The sequence below is a fragment of the Bradyrhizobium nivariense genome (assembly GCF_029846695.2).
Taxonomy (GTDB): Bacteria; Pseudomonadota; Alphaproteobacteria; order Rhizobiales; family Xanthobacteraceae; genus Bradyrhizobium.
Genome location: NZ_JARWCR020000001.1, coordinates 214,014 through 240,208, shown reverse-complemented (window position 1 = coordinate 240,208; position 26,195 = coordinate 214,014). Strand labels below are relative to the sequence as shown.

General features: G+C 63.9%; 30 protein-coding genes and 1 pseudogene. 8 read left to right on the top strand and 23 right to left on the bottom strand.

The features are described from left to right. Positions 1-500: 500 nt before the first annotated feature. The 4 genes from gfa to xoxF5 all read right to left on the bottom strand — a co-directional run bounded on the left by gfa (position 501) and on the right by xoxF5 (position 4,675). The gene (gene gfa / locus QCM77_RS01200; RefSeq protein WP_279663507.1) at positions 501-1,064 is read right to left on the bottom strand and encodes an S-(hydroxymethyl)glutathione synthase; all 564 of its coding nucleotides are present in this window, start codon (positions 1,062-1,064) and stop codon (positions 501-503) included. 34 nt (positions 1,065-1,098) lie between these two features. Continuing rightward, positions 1,099-2,208, bottom strand: a complete 1,110-nt coding sequence (locus tag QCM77_RS01195; protein ID WP_106946409.1) for an S-(hydroxymethyl)glutathione dehydrogenase/class III alcohol dehydrogenase — start codon at positions 2,206-2,208, stop codon at positions 1,099-1,101. A gap of 61 nt (positions 2,209-2,269) precedes the next feature. Continuing rightward, complete coding sequence (locus QCM77_RS01190) at positions 2,270-2,758, bottom strand: c-type cytochrome, methanol metabolism-related (protein ID WP_279663650.1); 489 nt, start codon at positions 2,756-2,758, stop codon at positions 2,270-2,272. Positions 2,759-2,869: 111 nt separating this feature from the next. Beyond that, positions 2,870-4,675: a lanthanide-dependent methanol dehydrogenase XoxF5 gene (gene xoxF5, locus QCM77_RS01185; RefSeq protein WP_279681537.1), complete on the bottom strand. Its 1,806-nt coding sequence runs from the start codon at positions 4,673-4,675 to the stop codon at positions 2,870-2,872. A 511-nt stretch (positions 4,676-5,186) separates the two neighbouring features. Here xoxF5 and QCM77_RS01180 point away from each other — a divergent pair. Further along, the gene (locus tag QCM77_RS01180; protein ID WP_279663510.1) at positions 5,187-6,155 is read left to right on the top strand and encodes a helix-turn-helix domain-containing protein; all 969 of its coding nucleotides are present in this window, start codon (positions 5,187-5,189) and stop codon (positions 6,153-6,155) included. A 34-nt stretch (positions 6,156-6,189) separates the two neighbouring features. Here QCM77_RS01180 and QCM77_RS01175 read toward each other — a convergent pair whose 3' ends face one another. The 6 genes and pseudogenes from QCM77_RS01175 to QCM77_RS01150 all read right to left on the bottom strand — a co-directional run bounded on the left by QCM77_RS01175 (position 6,190) and on the right by QCM77_RS01150 (position 11,239). Further along, positions 6,190-6,615, bottom strand: a complete 426-nt coding sequence (locus QCM77_RS01175; RefSeq protein WP_279681690.1) for a hypothetical protein — start codon at positions 6,613-6,615, stop codon at positions 6,190-6,192. A gap of 139 nt (positions 6,616-6,754) precedes the next feature. Continuing rightward, positions 6,755-7,744, bottom strand: a complete 990-nt coding sequence (locus QCM77_RS01170) for a Bug family tripartite tricarboxylate transporter substrate binding protein (protein WP_279681536.1) — start codon at positions 7,742-7,744, stop codon at positions 6,755-6,757. Positions 7,745-7,976: 232 nt separating this feature from the next. After that, a pseudogene (locus QCM77_RS01165) lies at positions 7,977-8,210 on the bottom strand (FUSC family protein); the annotation flags it as partial. A 71-nt stretch (positions 8,211-8,281) separates the two neighbouring features. After that, entirely contained in the window at positions 8,282-9,211 is a 930-nt protein-coding gene (locus QCM77_RS01160) for a substrate-binding periplasmic protein (RefSeq protein ID WP_279681534.1), read from the bottom strand. Next, positions 9,208-9,564: a c-type cytochrome gene (locus QCM77_RS01155; RefSeq protein ID WP_279663514.1), complete on the bottom strand. Its 357-nt coding sequence runs from the start codon at positions 9,562-9,564 to the stop codon at positions 9,208-9,210. Before QCM77_RS01155 ends, QCM77_RS01160 begins: the two co-directional genes overlap by 4 nt. Positions 9,565-9,574: 10 nt before the next feature. After that, entirely contained in the window at positions 9,575-11,239 is a 1,665-nt protein-coding gene (locus QCM77_RS01150; RefSeq protein WP_279663515.1) for a methanol/ethanol family PQQ-dependent dehydrogenase, read from the bottom strand. Between the two features lie 330 nt (positions 11,240-11,569). Between QCM77_RS01150 and lanM the strand changes: the two genes are divergently transcribed. The 4 genes from lanM (at position 11,570) to QCM77_RS01130 (ending at position 13,488) form a co-directional block, all read left to right on the top strand. Beyond that, positions 11,570-11,962, top strand: coding sequence for a lanmodulin LanM (gene lanM / locus QCM77_RS01145; RefSeq protein ID WP_279681533.1), 393 nt, complete (start codon positions 11,570-11,572; stop codon positions 11,960-11,962). Between the two features lie 171 nt (positions 11,963-12,133). Beyond that, positions 12,134-12,214, top strand: coding sequence for a pyrroloquinoline quinone precursor peptide PqqA (gene pqqA / locus QCM77_RS01140; protein WP_279681689.1), 81 nt, complete (start codon positions 12,134-12,136; stop codon positions 12,212-12,214). Positions 12,215-12,238: 24 nt separating this feature from the next. Next, entirely contained in the window at positions 12,239-13,144 is a 906-nt protein-coding gene (locus QCM77_RS01135) for a DUF6662 family protein (RefSeq protein ID WP_279681532.1), read from the top strand. A gap of 134 nt (positions 13,145-13,278) precedes the next feature. Next, complete coding sequence (locus tag QCM77_RS01130; protein ID WP_018460297.1) at positions 13,279-13,488, top strand: hypothetical protein; 210 nt, start codon at positions 13,279-13,281, stop codon at positions 13,486-13,488. Between the two features lie 8 nt (positions 13,489-13,496). Here QCM77_RS01130 and QCM77_RS01125 read toward each other — a convergent pair whose 3' ends face one another. From QCM77_RS01125 to QCM77_RS01105, 5 genes are read right to left on the bottom strand one after another with little or no spacing between them, the layout of a single operon-like run. Next, positions 13,497-13,844, bottom strand: a complete 348-nt coding sequence (locus QCM77_RS01125; protein ID WP_279663525.1) for a hypothetical protein — start codon at positions 13,842-13,844, stop codon at positions 13,497-13,499. 27 nt (positions 13,845-13,871) lie between these two features. After that, complete coding sequence (locus tag QCM77_RS01120; protein WP_279663527.1) at positions 13,872-14,666, bottom strand: pentapeptide repeat-containing protein; 795 nt, start codon at positions 14,664-14,666, stop codon at positions 13,872-13,874. 47 nt (positions 14,667-14,713) lie between these two features. Beyond that, positions 14,714-15,454: an ABC transporter ATP-binding protein gene (locus QCM77_RS01115; RefSeq protein WP_279663530.1), complete on the bottom strand. Its 741-nt coding sequence runs from the start codon at positions 15,452-15,454 to the stop codon at positions 14,714-14,716. Continuing rightward, positions 15,444-16,181, bottom strand: a complete 738-nt coding sequence (locus tag QCM77_RS01110; protein WP_279663532.1) for an ABC transporter permease — start codon at positions 16,179-16,181, stop codon at positions 15,444-15,446. The genes QCM77_RS01115 and QCM77_RS01110 overlap by 11 nt, the downstream gene beginning before the upstream one ends. Position 16,182: 1 nt before the next feature. Beyond that, positions 16,183-17,181 carry an ABC transporter substrate-binding protein gene (locus QCM77_RS01105; RefSeq protein WP_279663533.1) on the bottom strand — a complete coding sequence of 333 codons (999 nt, stop codon included), beginning with the start codon at positions 17,179-17,181 and terminating at the stop codon, positions 16,183-16,185. Positions 17,182-17,268: 87 nt separating this feature from the next. Here QCM77_RS01105 and QCM77_RS01100 point away from each other — a divergent pair, with 87 nt between their 5' ends. Continuing rightward, the gene (locus tag QCM77_RS01100) at positions 17,269-17,622 is read left to right on the top strand and encodes a hypothetical protein (RefSeq protein ID WP_279681531.1); all 354 of its coding nucleotides are present in this window, start codon (positions 17,269-17,271) and stop codon (positions 17,620-17,622) included. On the opposite strand, the gene QCM77_RS01095 is transcribed toward QCM77_RS01100, so the two are convergent. Beyond that, entirely contained in the window at positions 17,623-18,441 is an 819-nt protein-coding gene (locus QCM77_RS01095; protein ID WP_279681529.1) for a quinoprotein dehydrogenase-associated SoxYZ-like carrier, read from the bottom strand. A gap of 50 nt (positions 18,442-18,491) precedes the next feature. Further along, on the bottom strand, positions 18,492-19,418 hold the full coding sequence (locus QCM77_RS01090; protein ID WP_279681527.1) for a quinoprotein relay system zinc metallohydrolase 2: 927 nt from the start codon (positions 19,416-19,418) through the stop codon (positions 18,492-18,494). Positions 19,419-19,545: 127 nt separating this feature from the next. Between QCM77_RS01090 and QCM77_RS01085 the strand changes: the two genes are divergently transcribed. Then, the gene (locus QCM77_RS01085; protein WP_279663537.1) at positions 19,546-20,427 is read left to right on the top strand and encodes a substrate-binding domain-containing protein; all 882 of its coding nucleotides are present in this window, start codon (positions 19,546-19,548) and stop codon (positions 20,425-20,427) included. A 10-nt stretch (positions 20,428-20,437) separates the two neighbouring features. Then, the gene (locus QCM77_RS01080) at positions 20,438-21,004 is read left to right on the top strand and encodes a PQQ-dependent catabolism-associated CXXCW motif protein (RefSeq protein ID WP_279681526.1); all 567 of its coding nucleotides are present in this window, start codon (positions 20,438-20,440) and stop codon (positions 21,002-21,004) included. 152 nt (positions 21,005-21,156) lie between these two features. Here QCM77_RS01080 and QCM77_RS01075 read toward each other — a convergent pair whose 3' ends face one another. The 6 genes from QCM77_RS01075 to pedA1 all read right to left on the bottom strand — a co-directional run bounded on the left by QCM77_RS01075 (position 21,157) and on the right by pedA1 (position 26,195). Continuing rightward, entirely contained in the window at positions 21,157-21,456 is a 300-nt protein-coding gene (locus QCM77_RS01075) for a copper-binding protein (protein WP_279663539.1), read from the bottom strand. A gap of 135 nt (positions 21,457-21,591) precedes the next feature. Continuing rightward, complete coding sequence (locus tag QCM77_RS01070) at positions 21,592-22,206, bottom strand: BAR domain-containing protein (protein WP_279681525.1); 615 nt, start codon at positions 22,204-22,206, stop codon at positions 21,592-21,594. Next, positions 22,203-23,051: a lanthanide ABC transporter permease protein PedC gene (gene pedC / locus QCM77_RS01065; RefSeq protein ID WP_279681523.1), complete on the bottom strand. Its 849-nt coding sequence runs from the start codon at positions 23,049-23,051 to the stop codon at positions 22,203-22,205. Before pedC ends, QCM77_RS01070 begins: the two co-directional genes overlap by 4 nt. Beyond that, positions 23,048-23,854: a lanthanide ABC transporter ATP-binding protein PedB/LutE gene (pedB, locus tag QCM77_RS01060; protein ID WP_279663542.1), complete on the bottom strand. Its 807-nt coding sequence runs from the start codon at positions 23,852-23,854 to the stop codon at positions 23,048-23,050. The genes pedC and pedB overlap by 4 nt, the downstream gene beginning before the upstream one ends. Then, on the bottom strand, positions 23,851-24,819 hold the full coding sequence (locus QCM77_RS01055; RefSeq protein WP_279681688.1) for a YVTN family beta-propeller repeat protein: 969 nt from the start codon (positions 24,817-24,819) through the stop codon (positions 23,851-23,853). Before QCM77_RS01055 ends, pedB begins: the two co-directional genes overlap by 4 nt. Positions 24,820-25,013: 194 nt before the next feature. Beyond that, positions 25,014-26,195, bottom strand: a complete 1,182-nt coding sequence (gene pedA1 / locus QCM77_RS01050) for a lanthanide ABC transporter ABC transporter substrate-binding protein PedA1 (RefSeq protein WP_279681521.1) — start codon at positions 26,193-26,195, stop codon at positions 25,014-25,016.

The window sequence follows — 26,195 nt, the reverse complement described above, 5'->3', positions numbered from 1 at the left end:
GTGTGCTCGATACCTCCCGTCTTGTTCTTGATTATTGAATTTCGCGCGGCATCGTCACGATGCGATCGTAGCAGAGATCGCCTCGGTCCGGCGTTCACAGCCAAGTGTTCTTCTGGTCAGCTGTTCTTTAGTCAGCTGTTCTCGACGGGAAAAGATTGCAACGAAGGTTTGTCAAAAGCAGGGCGCCGCATACGCCGCGCGCCTCCCGAAATGGGCACAATGAAAAAAGCTTCGTCCGCCAGAAAGAACTGTGCGGACGAAGCAGGATGCCTCAGTCGAGGGAGGGAGAAACGCAAGCGCCGCGGACGTCAAGCAGGAAGCCGGCGGCCCTGCGTTGTCATTCAGAGACCAAGACTGAGGGAGCTGACGGCCCTCGCATACGCAGAAGTGGAGAAGCGGCGGCATCGCCGCGATCGTCCCGGGGCCGGCCCCGTCCGGCTCGCTGGCGGTGGTGGAAACCAACGAGCGGACGGGGCGCGGCAAATGTCAGGCGGCCTTGCTCAAGCGGCTTTGGCCTTCGCCACGTGGGTGGCGATGGCGTCCATCAGTGCCGGCGACAGGCAGTCATAGGGCTCAAGTCCAAGCTCCTTGAACCGAGCCCGTATTCCGCCCATCTGCTCCGGCTTCACGCCCGATTCGATCACCGAGGAGACGAAGGCGGCGAATTGCGGCGCCTGCGAACCCTGTTCCTGGAACAGTTCGGGGTGGATGAAGTCGAGGCCGTAGAACGGGTGGTCCTTGTTCTCGATGCGGCCGTACATGTGTGTGCCGCAGGCCTTGCAGGCGTGGCGCTGGATCACCGCCGACGGATCGACGATTTGGAGCTTGTCGCCGTTCTCGAGCACGGTGACGTTCTGGCGCGGTACCACGGCGACGACGGAGAAATTCGCGCCCTGCGGCTTCCAGCACTTGGTGCAGCCACAGGCGTGGTTGTGCGCGACGTCGCCCTTGACGGCGACCTTGACCTGGTGGTCCTTGCATTTGCATACGAGCGTGCCGCCGGCGAAGCTGCCGCTGCCCTGTTTGATGCCGTTATCGATCGAGGGATGGAGTGCAACAGTCATGGGTCGATCCTCCTTGGGGGTGACGCTTTTCGAACTAGAACACGACGACTGAACGGATGGATTTGCCCTCATGCATCAGCTCGAAGCCTTTGTTGATGTCTTCGAGCTTGAGCGTGTGGGTGATCATCGGGTCGATCTGGATCTTTCCGTTCATGTACCAGTCGACGATCTTCGGCACGTCGGTGCGGCCGCGCGCGCCGCCGAAGGCGGTGCCCCGCCAGTTGCGCCCGGTGACGAGCTGGAACGGGCGGGTGGCGATCTCCTTGCCGGATTCGGCAACGCCGATGATGATCGAGGTGCCCCAGCCGCGATGGCAGGCTTCCAGCGCCTGGCGCATCACCGTGGTGTTGCCGGTGCAGTCGAAAGTGTAGTCGGCGCCGCCGTCGGTCAGGGTCACGAGATGCGGGACGATGTCGCCGGTGATCTTCTTGGGATTGACGAAATCGGTCATGCCGAACCGGCGTCCCCATTCCTCCTTGGAATCGTTGATGTCGACGCCGATGATCTTGTCCGCGCCAGCCATCTTGGCGCCCTGGATCACGTTGAGGCCGATGCCGCCGAGGCCGAACACGACCACGTTGGATCCCGGCTCGACCTTGGCGGTATTGACGACGGCGCCGACGCCGGTGGTGACGCCGCAGCCGATGTAGCAGCTCTTGTCGAACGGCGCGTCCTCGCGGATCTTGGCGACCGCGATCTCCGGCAGCACGGTGAAGTTCGAGAAGGTCGAGCAGCCCATGTAGTGGTAGATCGGCTTGCCCTTGTAGGAGAAGCGGCTGGTGCCGTCGGGCATCACGCCCTTGCCTTGCGTCGCGCGGATCGCAGTGCAGAGATTGGTCTTCTGGCTGAGGCAGCTTTTGCACTGCCGGCATTCCGGCGTGTAGAGCGGGATGACGTGGTCGCCCGGTTTCACCGAGGTCACGCCAGGGCCGATCTCGCGGATGATGCCCGCGCCCTCATGGCCCAGGATCGACGGGAAGATTCCTTCGCTGTCGAAGCCGTCGAGCGTGTAGGCGTCGGTATGGCAGATGCCAGTCGCCTTGATCTCGACCAGGACTTCACCGACCTTCGGTCCTTCCAGATCGACTTCGACGATCTCGAGCGGCTTCTTGGCTTCGAAAGCGACGGCGGCACGTGTCTTCATCGTAAACTCCTCAAATTCTCGCAGGGCGCCAAGAACCAGGCCTCGGTCGGACTCCAAACGTTCACTTGTTGCCCATGCACGAGTTTTCGTTCTTGGTGTAGGCGTCGTTCTTGTCCTCGTGTTTGCCGGGTCGTGTGCGGCCCCAGGCCTCGTCGGAGCGGGCGCGCAGGTAGACGTAGAGATCGTCCATGTAGCAGGCGACGTTCGGGTTATCGCCGAAGGCCGGCATCACGTTCTCTGCGGCAGTCGAGATGTTCTTGCGGCCGGAGGCGACGACGCCGAGAAAATCGGCGTAGCTCATCGTCTTCAGCGAATCCTTCAACGCCGGGGCGTAGGTCGAGCCCATTCCATCCGGGCCATGACACACATGGCAGTCCGAGTGATAGCGGCGGTATCCGGAATAGGTGTACCAGTCGACGGCCCCCTCGGTGACCTTGTAGGTCGGGTTGCCTTCCTTATCGAGCCATTCGCCGGTTTCGGTCTGCTTGACGGCGGTCGGGTCACCGGAGCCGTCCGCGACGGCAATTCCCCCGGACGCGACCAAGACTATCGTAGCAATGGCAGAGCAGATTTTACGCAAGAGATTTTCCTCGGAAGGCATTCGGTGAGACGAGCCGGCGCGTGGAGTTTGATCCACGCGCCGGAGCGATGCTGAACGGGCCTAGTTGGGCAGCGAGAACACGGTCAGCGTACCGCCGAGTGCCGTGTAGTTGCTGAGCGCCGCGTAGCCACCGACTGCGCCGAGACCTGCGGTCGGATCGGTCAGACCCGCCGCCAGACCGATGCCGGCCCAGCCGCCCACGCCGGAGAGCACTGCGACATACTGCTTGCCGCCGTTCTCATAGGTGGTGACGTTGCCGATGATGCCGGAGGGAGTCTTGAACTTGTAGAGCTCCTTGCCGGTCTTGGCGTCGACTGCCTTCAGGTAGCCTTCGAGCGTTCCGTAGAACACCACGTTGCCCGCGGTTGCGAGCGCACCCGACCAGACCGAGAACTGCTCCTTGTTCGACCAGACGATCTTGCCGGTCTTGCCGTCCCAGGCGATGAAGTTGCCCATGTGGGTTTCACCCTGCGGCGGATACATCGAGAGCGTCGCGCCCACATAGGGCTGGCCCGCGGTGTAGCTCACCTTGAACGGTTCGTAGTCCATGCAGACGTGGTTGGTCGGAACGTAGAACAGCTGTGTGTCCGGCGAGTAGGCTGCCGGCTGCTCGTCCTTGGTGCCGAGCGCGGCCGGGCAGATGCCCTTCACGTTGTGGTCCTCGCCCGCCTTGTCGGTCGAAGCTGCGTCGAGCACCTTCGGGCGGCCGTAGGTCGGCGAGTTCTTGTCCATATCGACGCCGGAGGTCCAGTTCACCTTCGGATCGTACTTTTCGGCGACCAGAAGCTCGCCGCTGGCACGATCGAGCGTATAGCCGAGGCCGTTACGATCGAAGTGCGTCAGCAGCTTGCGCGGCTGGCCGTTGATCTGCTGATCCGAGAGGATCATCTCGTTGACGCCGTCATAGTCCCACTCGTCGTGGGGCGTCATCTGATAGACCCATTTGGCAACGCCGGTATCCGGGTTACGCGCCCAGACCGTCATCGACCATTTGTTGTCGCCGGGACGCTGCTTCGGATTCCAGGTCGAGGGGTTGCCTGAGCCGTAATAGACGAGGTTCAGCTCGGGATCGTAGGAGATCCAGCCCCAGGTGGCGCCGCCACCGATCTTCCACTGATCGCCTTGCCAGGTCTTGAGGCTGGAGTCCTTGCCGATCGGCTTGCCGAGCGCGGTGGTCTTCTCGGCGTCGACCAGAATCTGATCATCCGGCCCTTCCGAGTATCCACGCCATGCCAGCTTGCCGCTCTTGATGTCGTAGGCCGACATATGGGCTTGAACGCCGAACTCGCCGCCGGAGATACCGACCAGCACCTTGTCCTTGACGACCATTGGCGCCGAAGTGCCGGTCTCGCCCTTGCTGGCGTCGCCATTCTTCGCGGTCCATGCCACCTGACCGCTCTTGGCGTCGAGCGCGACGAGTGTGGTGTCGGCCTGATGCAGGAAGATTTTGCCGTCGCCATAGGCCAGGCCGCGGTTGACCGTATCGCAGCACATCACCGGGATGACGTTCGGATCCTGCTTCGGCTCGTACTTCCAGATGATCTTGTTCTCGTTGGAAAGGTCAATAGCGTAGACCTTGTTCGGGAACGGCGTATGGACGTACATCGTGTTGCCGATGATCAGCGGGCCGCCTTCGTGACCGCGCAGCACGCCGGTCGAGAAGGTCCAGGCGACCTGGAGCTTGCCTACGTTTTGTGCGTTGATCTGGTTCAGTTTGGAATAGCGGGTATTGGCGTAGTCGCCCGTCGGCATCACCCAATCTTTCGGGTTCTGCGACATCTTGAGCACTTCGTCGTTGGCCGACGCGCTGCCGACGGCGAGAGCCGCCGCGGAGCCAAGATAGGCCGCCAGTAGTACCTTGCGCATAGTCATTCCTCCATTGGTCTCGTTTATTGTTTCCGAAGCATTGCTTAATCGCCGGGCTTTTCGTCCGGCGTCTGCTCGTGCAGGGCGGTCACGTTGGGACCAGAAACGATGCTGTGGTGTTTTCTCCTCCTGATGAGAGCCACGGGTCCACGTGCAGAGCGGCCCGTTCTTGTTGTTCCTGCCGCAATCCGTAACGCCTTCGTCATCGGGAAACTTGCCCAAGAGAGAAGCTGGTTTGCTTGACAGCGCACGGACGCGAAGATTCTGATTTTGCAGTAGCGAATTCAGCAGCTTCCGCATCGCTTGGGACCGTCTTCGACGCTCAGGTTCCGCTTGACGGCGCTACAACTAAGGCGGAGGATTAACTTTCAAGAGTGGCAATGGAACGGTGGCTGTCGTTCCAAAAGATCGCTCAAAATCGAGGTAAACGTCACGCAATCACGGCTGAGGGCTCCGGCAGCGCTGGTCGCGATTCGCGTCGAATCTCCGGATCAAACCACTGGCTGGATTAATGTCCGACACCATTCACACGCTCTCGACGACGGGAATGACGCCGAAGCGGCAGATCCAAAGCTGGATCGACGGGTTGACGAGCCTGTGTGGGCATTTCGACGTCGATCCGCTGGAAGCGTCTTCGCTCGAAGGCCGCATCGATTACACCAGCGTCTCGCGCCTGAAGCTCTGCCAGATCGAGGTCAGCCAGCATCGCATCGCGCACACGCTGGCGCGCGCCAAGGCCAATGAACACCCGTATATCAAGATCCACTTCCAGACTTACGGCGTGTCCTATTTCGAGCAGGAAGGCCGCCACATCGAGCTGAACCCGGGCGACATCCTCGCCTACGACGTCTCCTGCCCGCATTCGATCATCAGCCCCGCTTTCACGCGCCACGACGTGGTGATCGTGCCGAAGGCGCTGCTGCGCGACCGCGGATTCCCGTCGCAGCGAATGCCCGCCTGCAAATTGACGTCACGCACCGGGACGGGGCGGATCGCCCACGATTTCGTCCATGCGACCTTCGACGAGGCGGCCAAGCTGTCGGCGAACAGTGCGGTCGGCGTCGCCGATTCGCTGATCGACCTCCTGCTGCTGCCGCTGCGCGAGGCGGATACGATGCTCGATCGCGTCGGCCCCGAAGCGACGTATGTGCGCGCGCAGTTCTTCATCCGCGAGCATTTGCGCGATCCGGATCTGTGCATCGACCAGATCTCTGCCGAGCTCGGCTGCTCCAAGCGTTATCTGCACATGCTGTTCTCGGAGCGCGGCACCACGGTGAGCGACTACATCTGGCAGGCGCGTCTTCAGAACTGCCGCCAGGAGCTCGAGACCCACGCCGGCAAGACCATCACCGACGTCGCGTTCTCCTGGGGCTTCTCCAGCTCATCGCATTTCAGCCGGGTGTTCCGGAAATACTTTGGCGTGGTGCCGTCCTCGATCCACAAGGCGCAGCAGGGTGCTGCGGCTTTGGGCGAGCATTAGGCCGACGCCAGCCTGCGGCCGGCCGCCGACTCTCTCACGCCGATATGGCGATGTAGGGAATGCTGGCCAGGAGAGCGACGAGCAGGACCGCGTTACCCAGCATTCCGCTCCAATGCAGCCGTCGCAGCCGACGCGGGGCTTCGGTATCGCCCGCGTCACTCGCGCTGAGCTGGTCGTCCATCCGCGGGATGAACCAGCGGCGTCCGCAGATCGCCAGGGCTGCAATCAGGCCGACGCCGATCGCGGCGACCAGGCGACCGTCGAGCAGGAACGCTGCCGTTCCGACGATCCCGGCAACGCGCATCACCAGAAAATGGGCATTGAACATTCCGCGCAGCAACTGAGCGACGGGCTGGATGTCCAGTTTCACCAGCAGGAAAGCGGGCGAAGCCAGCGTGAAATAGCCCATCGGAAACAGCAGGATGATCATGACGGCTACGGCGACGCCATCCGGTGTCATGCGAGCGGCCTTTCTCGTCCGCGCGGTGAAATCTTTCGCCAGCGCCGCAAAATCGTAGCGGGAAAATGCGTTTTCCGACACTAGGCTTTGGTCGGACACCGGGCGGCGCAGGGGCGCGCCCGGCGGCATCCCTCGAGGTTCAGGCCGGCTCCAAGCCAAGAGACCGCGCGCTCTCGAGCCAAATCGGCAACTCGCGCTGATACAACGCATTGGTATCCTTGAAGCCGATCGCGGGTTCGAGCACGAAGGTCGCGAGGACGTCCTTCACCTTCGGATCGCTGTTGGCGGCAACGCAAAGCTCCGCCAGGCGGTCGACGACCGGTTGCGGCGTCGCCTTTGGCACGGCCCAGCCGGTGAAGCCGCTGACGGTGAAGAACTTCGACGTCGCGCCCTGTTCGGGCAACGTCTTCACGTTCGGGATCGCATCGACCTTCTTCGAATGTACCGCGAACACGGTGCCGCGGTCGCTTTGCAGCACCGACTGCGCAGCAGTGAAGCTGCCCATCGCCGCATCGAGCGTGCCCTCCAGCATGCCCGTCCACATCGGGGCTTCGCCGCGGTAGTGGACCGGCTCCATCGAGAGGCCGTACTGCTTGTTGAGCTCGTGGATCGTCATGTGCGGAGCCGAGCCCGCGCTATAGGTGCCGAAGTTGACCTTGCCGCTCTTGCGCGCGAAGGCGACAAAATCCTCCAGCGTCTTGACGCCGGTCTTGGGGTTCGCCACCAGCAGCAGCCCCGCGCCCGGAATGACGCTGACGAGCGTCAGATCCTTGTCCATGTCGTAGCCCGGATTCTTCATCACCAGGCGGTTCATGATGTAGGTGGTCGAGATCGAGCACAGCATGGTGTGGCCGTCGGGCTCTGCGCGGGCGACCTCCGCCGTGCCGATCGCGCCGGAGGCGCCCGGCTTGTTCTCGACGACGACGGTCTTTCCGACCTGCTTGGAAATGAATTCGCCATAGGCGCGCGCGAGCAAATCGGTCTGTCCGCCGGCGGGATAGCTGCAAATCATGCGGATCTGCCGCGATGGCCACGCACCTTGCGCCGAGGCGCTGCGCGAGACGAAAGGCATCGCGAGTGCAGTGCTTCCGGCGGCGATGACGTGGCGGCGATCGAGGTTTGCGGACATGATTCTCTCCCGGATTTTTGCCGAAGGTACTGCATCGGGGCGCCTCCGCCATGGGCGACAGGCGAGACAGATTGGCGCATTCGAAAGACCGTGCTGTGCCTATTCGGGCGTCATCCGGACGATCGCACTTTCGCATGACACGCAGCCAGACGATTTCGGTCAGGGCCACCGCCAGCAAGCCAAAAGTGCCGCCGATCAGCACGTTGACGATGCGCTCCTCCGCGATGCCGCTGGCGCCGCCGGCGACGGAAGCGGCGAGTGCAATGAAAAAGCAGCGCAGGCCGAAGCCGACGATGTGGCGGGAGAACGAGATCAGCGTCAGGGTGGCGGCGAGAACCGCGAGCGCATAGCCGACCCGGCTTTGCGGCAGCACCATGCCGGCGAGGAAGCCGGGCGGCACGCCGACGAAGGCGCCGATCGCCCGCTGCTTCAGCTTGCCAGTGGAGGCGGCGGGATCGCCGACCACGACGCTTGCGGCCGACCACAGTCTCGTCGTTCCGGGCCCGCCCTGCAGTCGCCCCGGAATGACGAGGGGAGTCACCGCTGAATGATCTTCATCCAGACGTCGCCGAGGATCGCAGGCTCCCGCGGCGGCAGATAGGTCAGCCCCGCCTGCCTGCCGAATTCGGCGATCTTGCCCTCGGCAGCAAGCCCGCTCAGCGCCTTGTTGACGGCGTCGATCAGCGCGGGATCGCTGGCGAGCCCGACATAGCCGCGGTTGGCGCCGATCGGATAATAATAGCCGGACGCGGTGATCGCCGTATCAGGATGCGCGGCGCGATGGGCGTCGAAGCGGCCGAGGTCGATCAGCGTCGCGTCATAGTCCCCCCGGGCAAGCGCGCCCAGGATGTCATCGCGGCCGGGGACGAGATGGGTGACGTTGTCGATCAGGCGTCCTTTGTCGAAGGTCATGAGGATCGCATCGCCGAGCGAGCCGCTCTCAATGACGAGGCGAAGCCCTGCGAGGTCGCCGATATCGCCGATCTTGCGACCCTGCGCCTTCGGCCCGAGCACGACCGTCATCGGCGAATAGACGTAAGGCTGGCTCGGTGCGAGCACGCCGAGCGCGACGCGGCGGCGTCGGTCGTCGCGGGTGGCGCCGGCAAAATCCGGCAAGCGTGCCGTTGTCATGCCGGGCTTGACGAGAGAGTCCCTCGTCAGCGCGTAGCCGCCGACGAGCGAGCAGCGCCGGTCGGACAGCAGCGCATTGGCCTCGAGCTGCGGGCTCGAATCCTCATCCAGCTTGCTCTCGAACCACTGGATCGTCAGCGGCCGTCCGAGCTGGTCGGCGATCGCCTGCGCCAGCCGCACGTCGAAGCCGGAGTCCGGCTTGCCTTTGTGATGCACCGAGAGCGGCGGCCGGTCCTCGTCGAGACAGATCCGGAGCGGATCGTCGGCCGCTCGCGCAGCCGTGGCCGCCGCCGCGAGGATCGCGGCAACGCTCCATACGGCGCGCCAGGTCCTCATGGCTTCCTCCGGCTCGAGATGAAGGCCCAGAGATCCCCGATCTCGTCGTCGCTGAGGATATCGGCCCAGGGCGGCATCTTGTTGTTCTTGCCGTTCTTCACCGTGGTGACGAAGCGCGTCCTGTCGTCGGGGAAGGCGCGCAGGTCCGGCGTGATGGTGCCGGGGTTCATCATGTTGGGGCCGTGGCAGTGCGAGCATTTCTCGGCATAGGTCGACTTGCCGTGGTCGATCTGCACTTGGGCGGGATTGCCGGTTGAATCATCCGCGGCACGAACGGTCGCCGCAAGCGCGACCGTCAGCACCGCGACGGTGGCGAGGATCGCCACCGTCTTGTGAGATAGCTTTGTCAGCATCGTGCCGTGGTTATTGCTTCACCGCAAAAACCCAAAGCGAGCCGCCGGGCGGCACCTTGGCAAGCCGCTCGTCGCCGGAGAACAGCGAGTAGACGCCGCCATAGCCGCTCGTCACCGCGACATACTGCACGCCGTCCTGCTGCCAGGTCACCGGTTGTCCCTCGATGCCCGAGCCGGTCTGGAACTGCCAGAGCTTCTTGCCGGTGTCGGCATCGAAGGCCTCGAACTCGCCGGTCAGCGCGCCCGAGAAAACGACGCCGCCCGCGGTCGACAGCACGCCGGAGAAGCGCGGGATGTCGCTTGGTGCTTCCCACTTCGCCTTGCCGGTCATGGGATCGATCGCCTTCAGATGACCGCGCGGACCGTCGCCCCATTCCCAGAGATCGGTGAGGTCCATGCCGAGATACCATTCACCCTGCTTGAAGGTGACGGGTTCGGTCTTGTACCTGCCGCCGAACGCGAGCGTATTGGCGTAGGCAAGGCCGGTCTGCGGATTGAACGACATCGGCTCCCAGTTCTTGCCGCCGAGGATCGACGGATAGACTGTCACCTTCTTGCCGTCGCGCGCGTCTTTCGAAACGTCGGTCTCGATCGGACGTCCGGTCTTCATGTCGATGCCGGTCGCCCAATTCACCTTCACGTAAGGATTGGCCGCGAGCAGCTTTCCGTTGGTGCGGTCGAGCACGTAGAAGAAGCCGTTGCGGTTGGCATCCATCAGCACCTTGGTCGGCTTGCCCTCGACGTTCATGTCGGCAAGGACCATCTCGGCCACGCTGTCATAGTCGAACGGATTGTTCGGCGAGAACTGGTAATGCCACTTGATCTTGCCGGTCTTGGGATCCATCGCCAGCACGGAGCAGGTGTAGAGATTGTCGCCGGGACGCACCGCCGAATTGAACGGGCCGGGATTGCCGATACCCCAATAGACCGTGTTCAGCTCGGGATCGTAGGAGCCGGTGATCCAGGTCGAGCCGCCGCCGAGCTTCCAGGTGTCGCCCTTCCAGGTGTCGCCGCCGGGCTCGTCGGGGGACGGGATCGAATGGGTGCGCCACAGATGCTTGCCCGTCGCCGGATCCCAGCCGTCGATGAAGCCGCGGGTGCCGAACTCGGCGCCGGAGACGCCGGTGATCACGACACCGTCGGCGACCAGCGGGGCCACCGTCATCGAATAGCCTTCCTTGATGTCGGCCGCCTTCTGCCGCCACAGCTCCTTGCCGTCCTTGGCGTCGAGCGCGATCACGTTGGCGTCGAGCGTGGTGCGGATCACCTTGCCGTCGAAGAGTGCGGCGCCGCGATTGATGATGCCGCAGCAGACGATGCGCGGCGTCTCGGCGGGATACTCGATCTTGCTCTTCCAGATCTGCTTGCCGGTCTTGGCGTCGACCGCCATGGTCGCGTTGTGCGAGGTCACGTAGATCACGCCCTGGTACACCAGCGGCTGCGATTCCTCGCTGCGATCGTCGTTGAAGGAGTAGTTCCAGACCGGGACCAGGTTCTTGACGCTGTCCTTGTTGATCTGGTTCAGCGTCGAGAAGCGCTGGAGATTGTAGCCCATCCCGTAGTTGAGAACGTTCGATGTATCGGTCGCGCCCTTGACCAGCTGCTCGCTGGTTTGTGCATTTGCACAAGTCGATGCAAGCATGACGAGGCTCGCGGCCATCGCAAAGCGTTTCATCCGTTCCTCCCAATATGCGCGCCTATTGACGCTGCGACAGCAACACTCCGCCCGAATGCAAAACGCGTCAATACGAAAGTCGTATTTACGACGCCGATATGGTGGGCGCCGGATGCCGGTCACCTGACGGAAACCTGACAAACGACTCTCACTTGTGCGCAGGCGCTGAAGAAATTCCGCGGCATGAAGCAGAGCGCGCCGCGCTCGGGCCGTCGGTTCCGCGAGTTGTGCGGTGCGCGGACTGCAATTCGGGCTTGAACCGAAGCTGGCTTGTGGACTTATGTCGTTTCGATCCGGCTCGAATCGGAGCCCTTGATCAGGGAGGTTTTGATGATATCGCGTCGCTCTGTTGCGCTTGCGCTCACGATTGCACTGCTGTCCGGCCCGGCATGGTCGGCCTCCGGCAACGCGGTCAAGACGTTCGATACCGACAATGACGGTACGCTCGATCTTGCCGAGGTGAAGAAGGCTGCCACCGCATTGTTCGCCAAGCTCGATTCCGATCACGACGGCACGCTGGACGCCCGCGAATTGCGCGGACGGTTAACGGCGAAAGAACTCGCCGCCGCCGATCCCGATCACGACGGGACTCTCACGCTCGACGAATATCTCTCGGTGGTGGAGCAGCGCTTCAACGCAGCGAATCCCGACAGGGATGGAACGCTGGATGCGAAGGAGCTGAACTCGCGCGCCGGCCGCGCGCTGCTTCGCTTGTTGCGGTGAGGGCAGTCGCGCTTGACTGGGAGTGAAGGCGTTTTGCACGAGAGGGAAATTTGCGAGCGCGATGCGACAGTTCGCTGTGTCAGCGGCTCGATTCCAGACTTGCGCTGTCGTTGACGCAGCCCTAGGTTTTGGCCCGCGCGATGTCGCGCTCAATCCCTTGGGAGTCCCCGAATGGCCTGGAAAGCTCCGAAGATCGTGGAAGTGCTGGTCGGCATGGAAATCAACATGTACGCCTGCGCTTTGCGCAAGTAAGACTGACGACCTGCCGCGGCTTCGATGGCAACCACCGTCGAAGCCGTGGTAGTGTTGGGGATGCGCGCGAGAGCCCATACCTTCTGGACCATAGCCGCCTGCACCGTCGCGCTCGCACCGGCATGCGTCAGCGCCGAAGAGGGTTTTGATACCGAGCACATCTTCGGCTTCATGATCGGCACCGATGTCGGCAATCCCGGCGAGCGCGAATTCCAGACCCAAACGACAGGGCGATTCGGCAAAGGCGGCGGGACCTATCGCGCCCTCGCGCAGGAGGTCGAGATCGAGATCGTGCCGCTGCCGAACTTCCGCATCGAGGTCGGGGGCACCGCCACGCTGCACGACATCACCGGCGTCCCCGATATCGGCGACCGCCGCCAGTTCAATTTTCAGGGCGCTTCGCTCGACCTGCGCTATCGCCTGCTCGATCGCGAGCGCGCGCCGTTTGGCTTGACTGTCGCCGCCGAGCTCCATGGCGACCGCATTGATGAGACCTCCGGCGCAAAGGGCCGGATGTACGGTACCGATTTCACGCTCGCCTTCGATCGCGAACTGATCCCGAATTTCGCCATCGGGGCGCTCAACCTGATCTATCAACCCGAATGGGCGCGCTTCGAGGTGGCGGGACTGTCCGAGAAGAGCTCGACGATCGGCGCGGCTTTCGCCGGCCTGGTGCGCGTGCGGCCCGATGTGCTGCTCGGCGGCGAGGTGCGCTACTTCCGGCAGTACGAAGGCATCGGCCTCGGCGAGTTCGCAGGCCAGGCCCTCTTCGTCGGTCCGACCGCTTATTTCCAGCTTTCCGAGCGCTCGCGCCTGACCGTGAGCTGGAGCATGCAGGCCTGGGGCCGTCCGGCCGGATCGAGCGGCAATCTTGACCTCGTCAATTTCGAGCGTCACCAGGCAAGGGTCATATTCGGCGTCAATTTCTAGGCGCGCTCTTCGCCTCTCCCCGCGTGCAGGGAGAGAGGAAAAAGCCTCCCGTTTCTCCCACCGGATTGAAACTTCCCGCTCCGTGGAGCGTAACCATTTGTGCTAATCTCCATCGCCTCTGCGAGGATCCCGGCATGAATCCGATCGACCTAGTGGTGACTGTGTGTGCGCTGCTCTCGCCTGCGACCTGCGAGGAGCAGCATCTGGTGTTCAACTATGCGGGGTCGCCGACGCAATGCGCGATGGCTGCGCCGCCCTATATCGCGCAATGGATCGGCGACCATCCGAAGTGGCAGGCGGTGCGATGGCGTTGCGAATATCCGCACCCGAATGACAAGGCGTGACGCCGGCACTATTTGGTGCAGTCCTTCAGATCCTTGTCGGCGATCGAAAACACCGCGTCGGCCTTGATCTCGATACCGAGGACGAAGCACTGGCGCGAATTGGGAAAGCTGACCTTGGCATCATAGCGGCCGGGCTCGACGCCGGTGATGCGCAGCCGCTCGTCGTGATCGACCTCCTTGTCCTTGTCGTTCAAGGTCTGGTTCGGGCCGAACTCGGGCTTGCCGGCCGGCGATAGCTGGAAGCCGGTGATGGTCTCCGAGGTCAAATTCCAGAGCCTGATGCCCTTGCCCTTGGCCTGTGCGGCGGCCTCGCCGCCGCACACCAACAATGCGATCAAAATCAGACACCGACGCATCAGCTATTCCTCCCCAAAGCAGCGCTGTCATTTCGTGATCAGGCGCTCGCGGTTCTTTGCCTTGTCGAAATTTTTGGCGCGGTCAAGGCCGTTCGGTGCGATCAGCTTCGCCGAGACGAGATCGGCGCCGTCGAAATCGGCGTCGATGACGATGGCGCCGGTCAGATCGGCTCCGCCGAGTTGGGCGTTTTTCAGTGATGCACCGGTCAGGTCGGCGCCCCTGAGGACCGCGAATTCGAGGTCGACGCGTGACAAATCGGCGTTGCGCGCGTTCAGCCGTTCCAGATTGGTGGATCTCAATACCGCACGCATCAGCCCCATCGACTGGTTGCGCATATCGGCGCCAAGATGCGCGTTCGCAATCGAGGCGCCGACCAGGCTTGCGCCGGTGAGGTCGGCAGCAATGCGCGCTCCCGACAGGTCCGCGCCGTCGAGACGCGCACGTGCCATCTGCGAGGCGAACAGGTTGGCGCCCTTTAGGCTCGCGCCCGTGAGATCCGCATCCAGCAGCCACGCTTGATCGAGGATCGCATGATCGAGTTTCGCGCCGACAAGCCTCGTCTTGTTGAGCCGCGCCGCGCGCAGAATTGCGTTGGAAAGATCGAGCCCGGAGAGGTCGAGACCCGACAGGCGCTTGCCGGTGAAGTCTACGGGTGTACCAGCGCTGGTCTTGGCGAGCACGGCCTCGACGTCCTGCCGGCTCATTTCGGCGGAGACCATGGCGGGCGATGACAGGTCGACGTCGCGCATCATGTCCTGAGCTCGCGCCGCCAGCGCGACAAGAGCGAGGCCAAGCGTCGTCAGGGCGATCCTTCGCTTCATGGTCAACTCCGCCGACCGCTTATTTAGCACGGGCCCGGGGCTGCTGCCTATGAGACATCACGCCCGGCGCGTTCGCCGCCATTTTCGCCTTGGGTCCGCCGGACAAGGTCTGCCTTGATCGCGGATATCTCTGCGTCGCCGCGTGCGGCGCGTGGGATACTGATGGGTACCTCGGCAAGAATGCGTGCAGGCCTCGGCGACAGCAAGAACAGGCGGTCGCCGAGCCGGATGGCGTCGTCCAGGCTGTGGGTGACGAGCAGCGTCATCACCGGACGGCTCGCCACCAGTGTCGCGATCTCGTCGCGCAAACGGCCGGCGAGTGCGTCGTCGAGCGAGGCGAGGGGCTCGTCGAGCACGAGCAGATCGGGCTCCACCGCAAAGGCGCGGGCGAGCGCGACGCGCCGGGCCAACCCCAGCGACAATTCGCCGGGAAAATGGCTGCGATGCGCCTCCAGCTCGAGGATTCTGAAAAGCTCCGACAGCTTCGCATCGCTGACATCGGGCGCAGCTAGCCGCACGTTCTGCTCGACCGAGCGCCACGGCAACAGCCGCGGCTCCTGAAACACCATCCCGATCCTCGCCTCCGGCGGCCGCGAGACATGCCCCCCGAAATCGCGGTCGAGCCCGAGGATGATGCGCAGCATCGTGCTCTTGCCGCAGCCGGACGGGCCGATCAGCACACCGACCTCGCCGGACTGAAGCGCGAATTTGACCGGCGCGAGCACCTCCTGCGTTCCGCCCGCGGCGCTCCTGAACGTCTTGCCTGTGATATCGACCTCAAGCCGCACGGGGTCGCCACCGTGTTGCGCGGGCTTCGAACGGTTGCACCAGCGCGGTCTCGATCACGAGCACGACGGCGGCGAATGTCAGGGAGTAGGCCAGCAGCCGCGGCGTGTCGAACAGTTGGAAGGCGATGCCGATCTCGAAGCCGACGCCGTTTGGCCGGCCCAGCAGTTCGGCGACCAGCACGATCTTCCACACCAGCGACAATCCGGAGCGGGCTGAGGCCGCGATATACGGCGCCAGCTGCGGCAGCACGACGTGGCGGAACGCGCGCCAGCGCGGCATCGCGAACACGCTCGCCATCTCGTCGAGCGAGCGGTCGAGCGCGCGGGTGCCCTCGCGCAGGGTAACGATGGCGGTCGGCAGCTTGTTGATGGCGATCGCGGCGATCGCGGCGGCCTCGGTCAGTCCGGCCCAGATATAGGCGAGCACGATCACGACCAGCGCGGGCAGGTTCAGGAGCAGGATCAGCCAGGGGTCGCCGAGGCGGTCGGCCAGCTTCACCCGCCCCATCAGATAACCGATGGCGCTGCCGAGCGACATCGCCAGCACGAAGGCGAGGGTGACGCGGGCGAGCGTGGCGCCGAGATGCAGGAACAGCGCGCCGTTCGATGCTTCCGCGATGATGACGTTGAGCACGGCCGGCGGGGAGGGCAGCTTTGCGGCGCCGACGAACAGCGCGGCAATCCACCAGATCGCGAGGAACAGGGCAAACGACAGAAGACGCAGCACCTCAGTCTCCGGGAACTGCGCGATAGAAGGTGCCGGGCTCGAGCTCGGCCGCCGGCCCAACCAGGTCGCGTCCGCCGATCTCGGCCAGCACGCGGTAAAGCACGCGCGCGTCCTTTTCCTCGTCGTCGATGCTCCGGCGCGGAATGCCGTCGCGATAGCGCTCGCGGTAGGTCTTGAGCATGGCCGGATCGGTCGCGCCGGTGAGCGGCGCGATCTTGTCCCAGGCCGCATCGGATGTGATCAGCAACTGCTTGGCCTTGCGCGTCATCGCGATGAAGCGCGCCACGGCTTCGCGATGGCTCGCCGCCCAGTTCTCGTCGAAGACATAGCCGACGGCGGAGACCGCGCCCTTGGCCCCCAACTTCGGCAAGATGTCCTCGATGCCGGCGAGGCGCCTAAAACCCTTGGCTTCCAGCTGGGCGCAGAAATTCCAGAAGTTGAGGCTCGCATCCATCTCGCCGTCGAGCGTCTTGGCGGCGATCAGGGGCGGGGCACCATAGACGATGGTCGCCTCCGACTTCAGGTCGATGCCGTCCTGCTTCATGCGGGCCTGGAGCAGCAGCCAGCTCTTGTCGATGGGACCACCGCCCACGGCGAGCTTGCGGCCCTTCAAATCGGCGAGCGACTTGATCGGCGAGGAGGCCGGCACCATCACCGCGCCGAGCGCGCTGGAATAGGGATGGAAGGTAAGCTTGGCGCCGAGCGCGCGCTCGCGCGACACCCATAGCCAGTCGGACAGGATGATGTCGGCATTGCCGGCGCGCAGCGCGATCTTGCCGGCCTCGGGGCTCGCAAGCTCGGTGACGTCGAGCGACAGGTCGGCCTCCTTGTCGAGGCCACCGGCGCGGATCGCGGCCAGCTCCCAGGAGAACGTTCCGGTCTTCTGCACCGCAAGGCGGATGGTATCCGCGGCGCGGCCGGGTCCGGCTAGGGTCAGCGCCAGCGTCACCGCAAGCGCCAATGGTCGACCAAGTGCTCTTATCAAACCAAGTGCTCTCATCACCTTGTGAGCCGTTTCCTCTGACAGAGTGCTTTTCAGGACAATACGCATAGCATAGCTTTCGTCGCAACCAGCGGGAGGACGCTCATGAATCTGGCCGGACAGCTACGACCGATTGTCGCCGCATTGGCGGTGCTGGCCGCGTGCGCGGCGCGAGCCGAGGAGGCCAATGATTATCCGACGGCGGCGCGTGCTGAATACGTCTATGGCTGCATGAAGGCCAATGGCGAGAGCCGGCAGGCGATCGAGCAATGTTCCTGCTCGATCGACGTCGTGGCGTCGATCGTCACCTATGAGCGCTACGTCACCGCGGAAACCGCGCTCAGCATGTCCCAGGTCCGCGGCAATCTCGGCGTCCAGTTCCGCACGTCGGAGCAGGCGAACTCGGCCGTGAATGATTTGAGGCGTGCGCAGGCGGAAGCCGAGGTAAGGTGTTTCTAGTCACGTCCCCGGCTTCTCCACGTCCCACTCGTTGCGGAACACGTGTCCATCCGTATCTTTCGCTTCCGCGCGAAAGCGCTTGGCGCCGTTGGACACATAGGTGAAGCGCAGATTGGGATCTTCCGAGATCGAGATGCCGCCTTCCATCGAGAGCACGGGGCTGTCGTCCTGCGTCAGCCTGAGCTGGTTGACGAAGTAGGCGGGAATATAGAGCTGCGTGACCTGGTCCATCTGCAGGCCGGAATTGTTGGGATGGCCGATCATGATCTGCGCTTCACGGATGCGGCTCGCCGGGGCCTCCTCGCGCGCGAATTGCCGGTAGCGCATCTGCCCGAGCCGGTTCTGGGCTTCCTCGGCATTCTTCCCCGCCGGGGCCGAGCAGCCGCCGGAGGCCTTTACATAGACTTTCGAGACGTAGAGCTGGCCGTCGCTGAGCTCGGCCACCGCATGGACGTCGGTGTAATTGTTGACGCGCACGCGCGTCGAGATTTCGGTGACGTTGGCATCCGGTCCGAGCTCGAACTTCGCCGCCATCGGCGCCGGGTTACGATCGATCACCAGCGTGATCGATCGGATGCGGCGGGCATCGCCAGGCGAGAGCTTGCTGCGCAGGGTTACCGGCACGATGGCCGCGTCCTCGGCGCGATACGGCATCTCGATGCCAATGACATTGCCGCCGTCATGTATCGGACGGTTGCTGAAGATGTCCTGCACGAGGTCCGGCCAGGGATCGTAAGCTTCTTCAGCCTGCGCCGGCACGGCAAATGCAATGCCGAGGAGCAGGGCGATCAAGGTCCGGCGGCGTATGCATCCCGTCATGGTCATGGTCCCGCGGACGAAGCAATGTTTCGCCGATCGTAGCGCGTCCGCTACTCCCATTCAATTTCCGAAAATGCTGCGGTTGCGTTGCGGGCGTTGTAGTCGTCGAACAGCTCCCAATGCGACCGCTCCGAGGCGGCCGCCTTGTCTGCGGCGGTTCGGATCGGCTCGCCCCTCTTGTTCGATGCCCGGACGTCCGCCAGCAGCGCCATCAGATAGCGCCGTTCATCGGTCAGCGCTGCAGGCCATTCGCTCACGGGCCCGTGACCGGGAACGACGCGCTGCGCCGGAATGCTCTCGAGTTCCCCGAGGGTCCCGAGCCAGCCGCGAATGCTGCCGTCCATCACCGGAATATGGCGCAGGAAGACGAGGTCACCAGCGAACAGCGTCTTCGTCGTCTCATCGAACACGGTCAGGTCGTTGTCGCTGTGCCCGGCCGGCCAGGCCCGCAAGGTCAGGCGGCGCGAGCCGAGATCGAGCGTCAGGGTGTCCGTGACAAGCATTGTGGGCGGCACGATCTTCACGGGAGAGATCAATTCGTCGCCCATGATACGTCCGAAATTGTCGAGATAGTATGGCCCGCGCGCAGCCAGCGCCCGCGGCAGCCTGCTGTGACCGACGAAAATGGTGTCCCCCACGGTGAAGGCCGCATTGCCGAAGACATGATCGGGATGGCCGTGGGTGTTGATGACGTAGCGGATCGGCTTGCTGGTGCGGGCCCGCACCGCCGCCAGCAGCGCCTCGCCCTCGCGAAGGCTACCGCCGGTATCGATCACGGCCACCGCATCCTCGCCGACGATGAAGCCGATATTGGCGATGTCGCCCTCGTTCTCGCGGGTCATCAGGGCGATGGTCCCGGAGTGTGCGAAGATTCCCGGCGCGACTTCGCTCACAGGCAATTCGGCCGCTGCGGCGCATGCTAGCGTCGTGAGCCCCAGCAGGGACAAGGCTGCGATCACGAGAGCGATGCGAGACACGTTTCCGCCTCAGTTCAAAGGGTTGCGCGCATTGCACTGCAACAAAGAAAAGCCAGCAAACTCTGGCAAAACATGGCGCGTCATGCGTTGCATGGCTAGCATTCAAACAAACCTAGGAGGAAGCGCGATGACGGAGGCCGGACGACATCGTCGCTGGTTGTTTTCACTGAGTATCCTGGTTGCGTCTTGCGCGCTCGGCGACGTCGCCATCGCGCAGACCAACGATGCCGGCGACCTCTCCTTCGAGCTGGTCGATCCCAAGGTGCTGCGCGTCTGTTCCGACCCGCGCAATCTGCCGTTCTCGAACGAGAAGGGCGAGGGGTTCGAGAACAAGCTTGCCGAGCTGTTTGCGGACAAGCTCCAGAAGAAGCTCGACTATGTCTTTTTTCCGCAAGCCACCGGCTTCGTGCGCATGACGCTCGGCTCGCATCGCTGCGACGTCATCATGGGCTTTCCCCAAGGCGACGACCTCGTACAAGGCACCAATCCCTATTACCGCACGAGCTATGCGCTGGTCGCGAAAGCAGGCAGCGGGCTCGAGGAGGTCGACACGCTCGAGGATACCAGGCTGAAGGGCAAGCATGTCGGCATCGTCGCTGGCACGCCGCCTGCGACCAACATGGCCATCGCGGGATTGATGGGTGATGCAAAACCCTATCCGCTGATGATCGACACGCGCTACGACAATTCGGCGCAGGCGATGGTCGATGATCTCACGGCGGGCAAGATTGACGCCGGCGTGCTGTGGGGACCGATGGCAGGGTTTTACGCGAAGAAGGCAGGCTCGCTTCATGTCACGCCGCTGGTGAAGGAAACCACCGGGCCAAAACTGGTCTATCGCATCGGCATGGGCGTGCGTGGCGCCGACCAGAACTGGAAGCGGCAGCTCAACAAGCTGATCCAGGAGAACCAGGGCGAGATCAACAAGATCCTGCTCGATTTCGGCGTGCCGCTGCTGGACGAGAGCGATCGGCCGCTCGGCGCGGAGACGGCCAAGAAGACGCCATGAGGCAGACGCCATGAGGCGGCACCTTGCCGCTGCGCTCGTCGCCGCCACGCTGGTGGCGCCGGTAGTCGCGCAGCAGCAGGAGCCGTTCGAGCCCGAGGGTTATCGCGTCGACAATTACCGCGCGCCGGTGCCGGCGACGCTCGGCGGCGCACGTGTGCTGTCGACTTCAGAAGCCGAGGCGATTTGGCACGCGAAGAGCGGCGCCTTCATCGACGTGCTGCCGCGCGCGCCGAAGCCGAAGAACCTTCCCGCGGGGACCGTCTGGCGCGAGGCGCCGCGCAAAAATATTCCGGGCAGCATCTGGCTGCCGGATACCGGCTACGGCACGCTGCCGCCCGCCATGGACGACTATTTCCAACGCGGCCTCGCGCGCGCATCGCACGGCGACAAGGCCGCGCTGCTGGTGATCTATTGCCTGGCCGATTGCTGGATGTCCTGGAATGCCGCCAAGCGCGCGCTCGCGTACGGCTATTCCAACCTCGCCTGGTATCCCGATGGCACCGATGGCTGGGAGCGCGCAAGGCTTCCGACTGAGGAGGCGCAGCCCGAGCCGCGGCCCGAGCAGCAGGCGAATTGAATCGATCCGCGCCACCGACGGCCTCGTGGTTCGAGGCGACCGCTTGCGGTCTCCACACCTTGAGGATCTAGCATTTCGCCGCGAAGCCAGACCTCATCATGAGGAGCCCGCCAAAGGCGGGCGTCTCAAAGGATGGCCGCAAAGATCCCGGCCTACTGCTTCTGCAGCTTGGTCAGCGTGCCCGTGCCGTTATTGTCGGTCGCCGAGTACGTCACTCGGTCGCCCGCATGGACGGCGTCGAGCATCGCGGCATCCTTGGTCCTGTACTCCTGGAGCGCGCCGGCGCCGCCCGCGCTGCCGCCGACCGTTCCCTTCTGTGTCTGCTGGATCGAGATCGTGCCGTTGAGCCGGTCGATCCGCGAGACCATTCCGGTCATGTCGTCAGCAAATGCGCTGGACGCGAGCACGCTGATGGCCGCAGCGCCTGCGAGGATAAATTTCGTAGTTCCCATCGAGGCCTCCCGACATCTTGGATTCCCTTCGACAAGACATCCTAGATCGATTTGGTTCCGGCCGATAGCGTTGCAAATGTTAACGATTGCGATGAACCAAGGGAACTCTCCGGAAGTCGACGGCAAAAACTGACGCTATTCCATTTCCTGCTGGATCACGCGTCCGAGCGCGAACAGGCGCTGGTCGATGGTGGTCGGAACCTCGCAGACGAACCGCACGACCTTGTGGCGGTCCTCGAAAATGCGGGTCTTCCAGATCAGCTCGTTGCTGAGCGCCTCGATCTTGGCCTCGTCGCGCGGCGTTGCACCCTGGAGCGCCTGGAGTTGAATCGATTCCTCGCGGATATTGTCGGCGGCATCGCGCTGCTTGCGGCTGACGCGTTCGAGCCCTCCCATCACCAGCGAGCGCTGAGCGTTCAGCGTATCGAACAGGCCGGCGAACAGCAGTTTTGCATTCGCGGTCTTGTCGGCCGCGGAGCCCGCCAGAAACTCCTTTACCGACTTCTCGGCCTCGTCCAGCGGCGTCTTGCGCGCCGACAGTTTCGAGACCAGCGCGCTGACCTTGGCGTCGTCCTTCCACTTGTTCTGCACGTCGTCGAGCGCAGGACCGGCCCAGACGGCGGCGAGCGAGATCTCCGGAACTTTTGCCTGGGTGCACGGCCAGTCGGGATAGCGCGGATCGGCGGCGCGCGCGGTCGTGCCCGACAGCGCGAGCGTCAGAACGGCCATCGTCACGATCCGAACCTTCATCCTTCGCCTCCCGCAGGGCCCCGTCGCGCCAGCCCGCGCGAGGGATCATAGGCATAGATCGCCCCGATCATGAAGACGATTGTGCAACAAGTGACCACCGCCAGCGAGATCCAGTTGATCTGTCCGTACAGCGCAAAACGTATCAGCTCGACCGCATGGGTGAACGGATTGGCCTCGCAGAGATAATAGAGATAGGGGCTGCCCTCCTGTACCCGCCAGAGCGGGTAGAGCGCCGAGGAGGCGAAGAACATCGGGAAAATGACAAAATTCATCACGCCGGCAAAGCTCTCAAGCTGCTTGATGCCGGAGGAGATCAGCATGCCGAGCGAGCCCAGCATCAGTCCGGACAGGATCAGCGCCGGCAGCACGGTGAGATAGCCTGACAGGGGAGGGGTGATGTCCCAGAACCAGGCGATCAGCAGGAACGCGTAGACCTGGAGCAGCGACACCGCGGTGCCCGCGAGCAGCTTGCAGAACAACAGGTAGCCGCGCGGCAGTGGGCTTACCAGCAGCGTGCGCATGTTGCCCATCTCGCGGTCATAGACCATCGACAGCGAGGACTGCATGCCGTTGAAGAGCTGGATCATCGCCATCAGCCCCGGCGCGATAAAGACCTCATAGAGGATGTAGGTCTCGTAGGGCGGGATGATGGAGATGCCGAGCACCTGGCGGAAGCCCGCGGCGAAGATGAACAGCCACACCAGCGGTCGTACCAGCGCCGAGACGAAACGCTCGCGCTGGTGCAGGAAGCGGAGCCCCTCGCGCCAGACGATGCCGGTGAGGCAGGTCATGTACTCCTGGAACGAGAAGCCGCGCGGCGCCTCGCGTGTGATGATGCTGCTCATGTGCCGCCGCCCGGCAGGGTCTGCGCGCCGGTCAGGCGCATGAAGGCGGTGTTGACGTCCTGCGCGCCGGCTTCCGCGACGACGCGACCCATCGGCCCCTGCGCCAGAACCTTGCCCTGGTGCAGCACCACGAGATCGTCACCGGCCATGATCTCGTCGAACAGATGCGTGGCCCAGAGCACGCCGATGCCTTGCTCTGTCACCAATTGGCGGACATGGCTGATGATGTCGGCGCGCGCCTTGACGTCGAGGCCGACGGTCGGCTCGTCCAGCAACAGCAGGCGCGGCCGGTGTAGCAGCGCCCGCGCGATCTCCAGCCGCCGCATCTGCCCGCCTGAGAGATCGCGCACCTTGCTGCCGGCGCGCTCGGTAAGCCCGATGCGGCCGAGCAGCTCGGCGGCTCGCGCGCGCGCTTCGCGGCGGCTGATGCCGTGGAGCGCGGCGTGATAGAGCAGGTTCTGCGTCAGCGACAGATCGAGATCGAGCGTGCGCGGCTGGAACACGACGCCGAGCAACCGCAGCGCTTCGCCGGGGCTTTTGCTGATGTCATGGCCGAAAATGCCGACGCGGCCGGACTGGATGCCGAACAGGCGCGTGATCAGCGAGAACAGCGTGCTCTTGCCTGCGCCGTTGAGGCCGAGCAGGGCCGTGAAGCTCGCGGGCTGAACGTTGAAGGACACGTCCATCAGCGCGCGCCGCGGGCCATAGGCGTGGCTGACGCCGTCGATCGACAGTGCGGGCACCGCCGCCGGATCAGGCCTTGGCGTTCCGCGTTGTTCGGCGATGGGAGCAGGGCTGGTCATGGCGCGATCGTGATGCCCCAGGGCAGTTCGCCCACCTGAATGGTCTTGATCACTTTTTGCGCGGCGACGTCGATGACGGAGACGTCGTTCGACACGCCGTTGGTGGTGAGCAGATATTTCTCGTCCGGCGTGAACGCCATGTGCCAGACCCGCTGTCCCACCAGCAGATATTTCGTCACCTTGCGCGAGGCGGTATCGACCACGGCGACGCGGTTGGCGGGACCGAGCGCGATGAAGGCGGTCTTGTCGTCCCGGGTCATGCCGATGCCGACGGGCTGGATGGCCTCTTTCCTCAACCCCGGAATCTCGAAATTGATCTTGCCGGTCACCTCGTGCTTTCCGGGGTCGATGATCGACACGGTGCCGCCGATCTCCGAGGACACCCACAATTCGGACGCGTCGTGCTTGAATTCTGCAAAGCGTGGCCGCGCATCGACCAGCACGTTGGCGACGATCTGGCGCGACGATGTGTCGATGAAATGCGCCATGTTGGTGGTCTCGGACGTGTTGATCAGCGTCTTGCCGTCCGGGCTGATGGTCATGCCCTCGGGCTCGACGCCGACCTGGATGTCGCCAAGGCGCGCGCGCTTATCGAGGTCGATCACGGTCACCGTGTTGTCGTTCTCGTTGGCGACATAGAGGATCTTGCCGGCGGCATCCTGTGCAAACAATTCAGGGTCGGGCCCGGAAGGCAGGCTGTCCACCACGCTTTGCGTCTTCGCGTCGATCATCTGGATGGTGTCGTCGTCGCCGACCGCAACCATCACGAACTTGCCGTCGCGCGTGAAATCGATGCCGCGCGGGCGCTGGCCGACCTTGATGGTCTTGGTTACCGTCCAGCTCTCGGTGTCGATCACCGACACCGTGTTGCTCTTCTCGTTGGAGACATAGGCGATGAACGCATGCGCGGGCGTCGCCGCCAGCGCCAGTCCGGACAGCAACCCCACACGCCACATGCGCAACATTCCGCTGCGGGTTGATTTCACCTCCCCCGCTTGCGCGGGAGGTCGCGTCGCATCGTAAGATGCGATGCAGGTGAGGGTTCTCTCCTCTAGGGGGGTATCGCTTGTGGAGACACCCTCTCCCCAACCCTCCCCCGCAGGCGGGGGAGGGGGCACAGCACCGTTGCGGTCGCAGCTCGATCTCATGTCGCAAACACTCATTTCAGCTTGCATTTGCTCTCCGGGCGGTCATAGCCGAGCGTGTCGAGCTCGGAGACCTGATGCAGGAATCCTTCCTGCGGCGACACCGACACCACCATGCGGCCGTCGACCAGCAGGATCGGCTGGCGCAGCTGCAGGTTCCAGTCGCGTAAGGTCAGCTTTGTGCCCTTGAAGGCGGCGACCGAGAAATCCGGACCCTTGATGAAATCTGTGACCTTCCTGACGTCGCCGGAATTGGTGCGGGAGGTGGCCTCGCCGATCATGCGCACGGCGGTCCAGGCCTGCATGTCGAGCGCGGTCATCCGCCGCGCGTTCAGCTTGACGAAGCGGTTCTGCATCTGGATTGCGCCCCATTGGTCCTGCGCTGCGTCCCAGCTCCGCGGCACGAGGCCGGCCGAGCCCGCGACAGGCCGCGGATCCCAGGCGCGATAGGGCAGGTACGCGCCGAACACCTCGCTCTCGTCGGCGGCGACCAGCACGTCGTATGCCGGCGCCTGTTGCGTGAACACCGGCATCTGGCGCTGGATCAGCGTCACGCCCGAGTCGGTGCGGCGCGCGCCGCCTTTGTCCTCGAAGCTGCGCTCCTGCACGATCTTGGCGCCGAACCGCGTCGCGGTGCGCCGGAGCGCATCGGCGAACAGCCTATCCTCGTCATGCGAGCCGACCACGAGCAGCCAGCGCTTCCACTGCTTCCACACCAGATATTGGCCGAGCGCATCGGCCAGCATAGCGCGCGTCGGCGCGGTGTGGATGACGTTGGCGCGGCAATCGGCTTCGCGCAGCCGCTCGTCGATCGCGCCGGCGTTGAACAGCAGCGTGCCGCGCTCGCGCAGGGCGTCGGCGACTTTCAGCAGCGCGTCGGCCGGCAGGTCGGCGATGATGAAGCCGTTGCGTGCGGCGAGGTCGGTGGCGGCCTGCACGGCATCCTCGCCCTCCTTGATGCGCCGCTCCTCCAGCGCAAATCGCTGGTTGAGGAATTTGCCGGTGGTGTTGTTGTCCTCGATCGCCAGGCGCGCGCCGGCGACGCCGTCATTGTCCGCGGGCTGCTCGACCAGCGACAGCGTCGATCTGGTGCCGGCGACGCCGAGATAGCCGACGCCGATCATGACGGGGTCGGCCGCGAGCGCGCTCGTCGCAGCAAGACCCAAGCCGATCAGGCCGACCAACCATCGGATCAT

Coding starts and splice junctions, on each gene's coding strand:
- gfa (WP_279663507.1), bottom strand. CDS start 1,064: ATGACTGTTGCACTCCATCCCTCGATCGATAACGGCATCAAACAGGGC.
- QCM77_RS01195 (WP_106946409.1), bottom strand. CDS start 2,208: ATGAAGACACGTGCCGCCGTCGCTTTCGAAGCCAAGAAGCCGCTCGAG.
- xoxF5 (WP_279681537.1), bottom strand. CDS start 4,675: ATGCGCAAGGTACTACTGGCGGCCTATCTTGGCTCCGCGGCGGCTCTC.
- QCM77_RS01180 (WP_279663510.1), top strand. CDS start 5,187: ATGTCCGACACCATTCACACGCTCTCGACGACGGGAATGACGCCGAAG.
- QCM77_RS01175 (WP_279681690.1), bottom strand. CDS start 6,615: ATGACACCGGATGGCGTCGCCGTAGCCGTCATGATCATCCTGCTGTTT.
- QCM77_RS01170 (WP_279681536.1), bottom strand. CDS start 7,744: ATGTCCGCAAACCTCGATCGCCGCCACGTCATCGCCGCCGGAAGCACT.
- QCM77_RS01160 (WP_279681534.1), bottom strand. CDS start 9,211: ATGAGGACCTGGCGCGCCGTATGGAGCGTTGCCGCGATCCTCGCGGCG.
- QCM77_RS01155 (WP_279663514.1), bottom strand. CDS start 9,564: ATGCTGACAAAGCTATCTCACAAGACGGTGGCGATCCTCGCCACCGTC.
- QCM77_RS01150 (WP_279663515.1), bottom strand. CDS start 11,239: ATGAAACGCTTTGCGATGGCCGCGAGCCTCGTCATGCTTGCATCGACT.
- lanM (WP_279681533.1), top strand. CDS start 11,570: ATGATATCGCGTCGCTCTGTTGCGCTTGCGCTCACGATTGCACTGCTG.
- pqqA (WP_279681689.1), top strand. CDS start 12,134: ATGGCCTGGAAAGCTCCGAAGATCGTGGAAGTGCTGGTCGGCATGGAA.
- QCM77_RS01135 (WP_279681532.1), top strand. CDS start 12,239: ATGGCAACCACCGTCGAAGCCGTGGTAGTGTTGGGGATGCGCGCGAGA.
- QCM77_RS01130 (WP_018460297.1), top strand. CDS start 13,279: ATGAATCCGATCGACCTAGTGGTGACTGTGTGTGCGCTGCTCTCGCCT.
- QCM77_RS01125 (WP_279663525.1), bottom strand. CDS start 13,844: ATGCGTCGGTGTCTGATTTTGATCGCATTGTTGGTGTGCGGCGGCGAG.
- QCM77_RS01120 (WP_279663527.1), bottom strand. CDS start 14,666: ATGAAGCGAAGGATCGCCCTGACGACGCTTGGCCTCGCTCTTGTCGCG.
- QCM77_RS01105 (WP_279663533.1), bottom strand. CDS start 17,181: ATGAGAGCACTTGGTTTGATAAGAGCACTTGGTCGACCATTGGCGCTT.
- QCM77_RS01100 (WP_279681531.1), top strand. CDS start 17,269: ATGAATCTGGCCGGACAGCTACGACCGATTGTCGCCGCATTGGCGGTG.
- QCM77_RS01095 (WP_279681529.1), bottom strand. CDS start 18,441: ATGACGGGATGCATACGCCGCCGGACCTTGATCGCCCTGCTCCTCGGC.
- QCM77_RS01085 (WP_279663537.1), top strand. CDS start 19,546: ATGACGGAGGCCGGACGACATCGTCGCTGGTTGTTTTCACTGAGTATC.
- QCM77_RS01080 (WP_279681526.1), top strand. CDS start 20,438: ATGAGGCGGCACCTTGCCGCTGCGCTCGTCGCCGCCACGCTGGTGGCG.
- QCM77_RS01075 (WP_279663539.1), bottom strand. CDS start 21,456: ATGGGAACTACGAAATTTATCCTCGCAGGCGCTGCGGCCATCAGCGTG.
- QCM77_RS01070 (WP_279681525.1), bottom strand. CDS start 22,206: ATGAAGGTTCGGATCGTGACGATGGCCGTTCTGACGCTCGCGCTGTCG.
- pedC (WP_279681523.1), bottom strand. CDS start 23,051: ATGAGCAGCATCATCACACGCGAGGCGCCGCGCGGCTTCTCGTTCCAG.
- pedB (WP_279663542.1), bottom strand. CDS start 23,854: ATGACCAGCCCTGCTCCCATCGCCGAACAACGCGGAACGCCAAGGCCT.
- QCM77_RS01055 (WP_279681688.1), bottom strand. CDS start 24,819: ATGTTGCGCATGTGGCGTGTGGGGTTGCTGTCCGGACTGGCGCTGGCG.
- pedA1 (WP_279681521.1), bottom strand. CDS start 26,195: ATGATCCGATGGTTGGTCGGCCTGATCGGCTTGGGTCTTGCTGCGACG.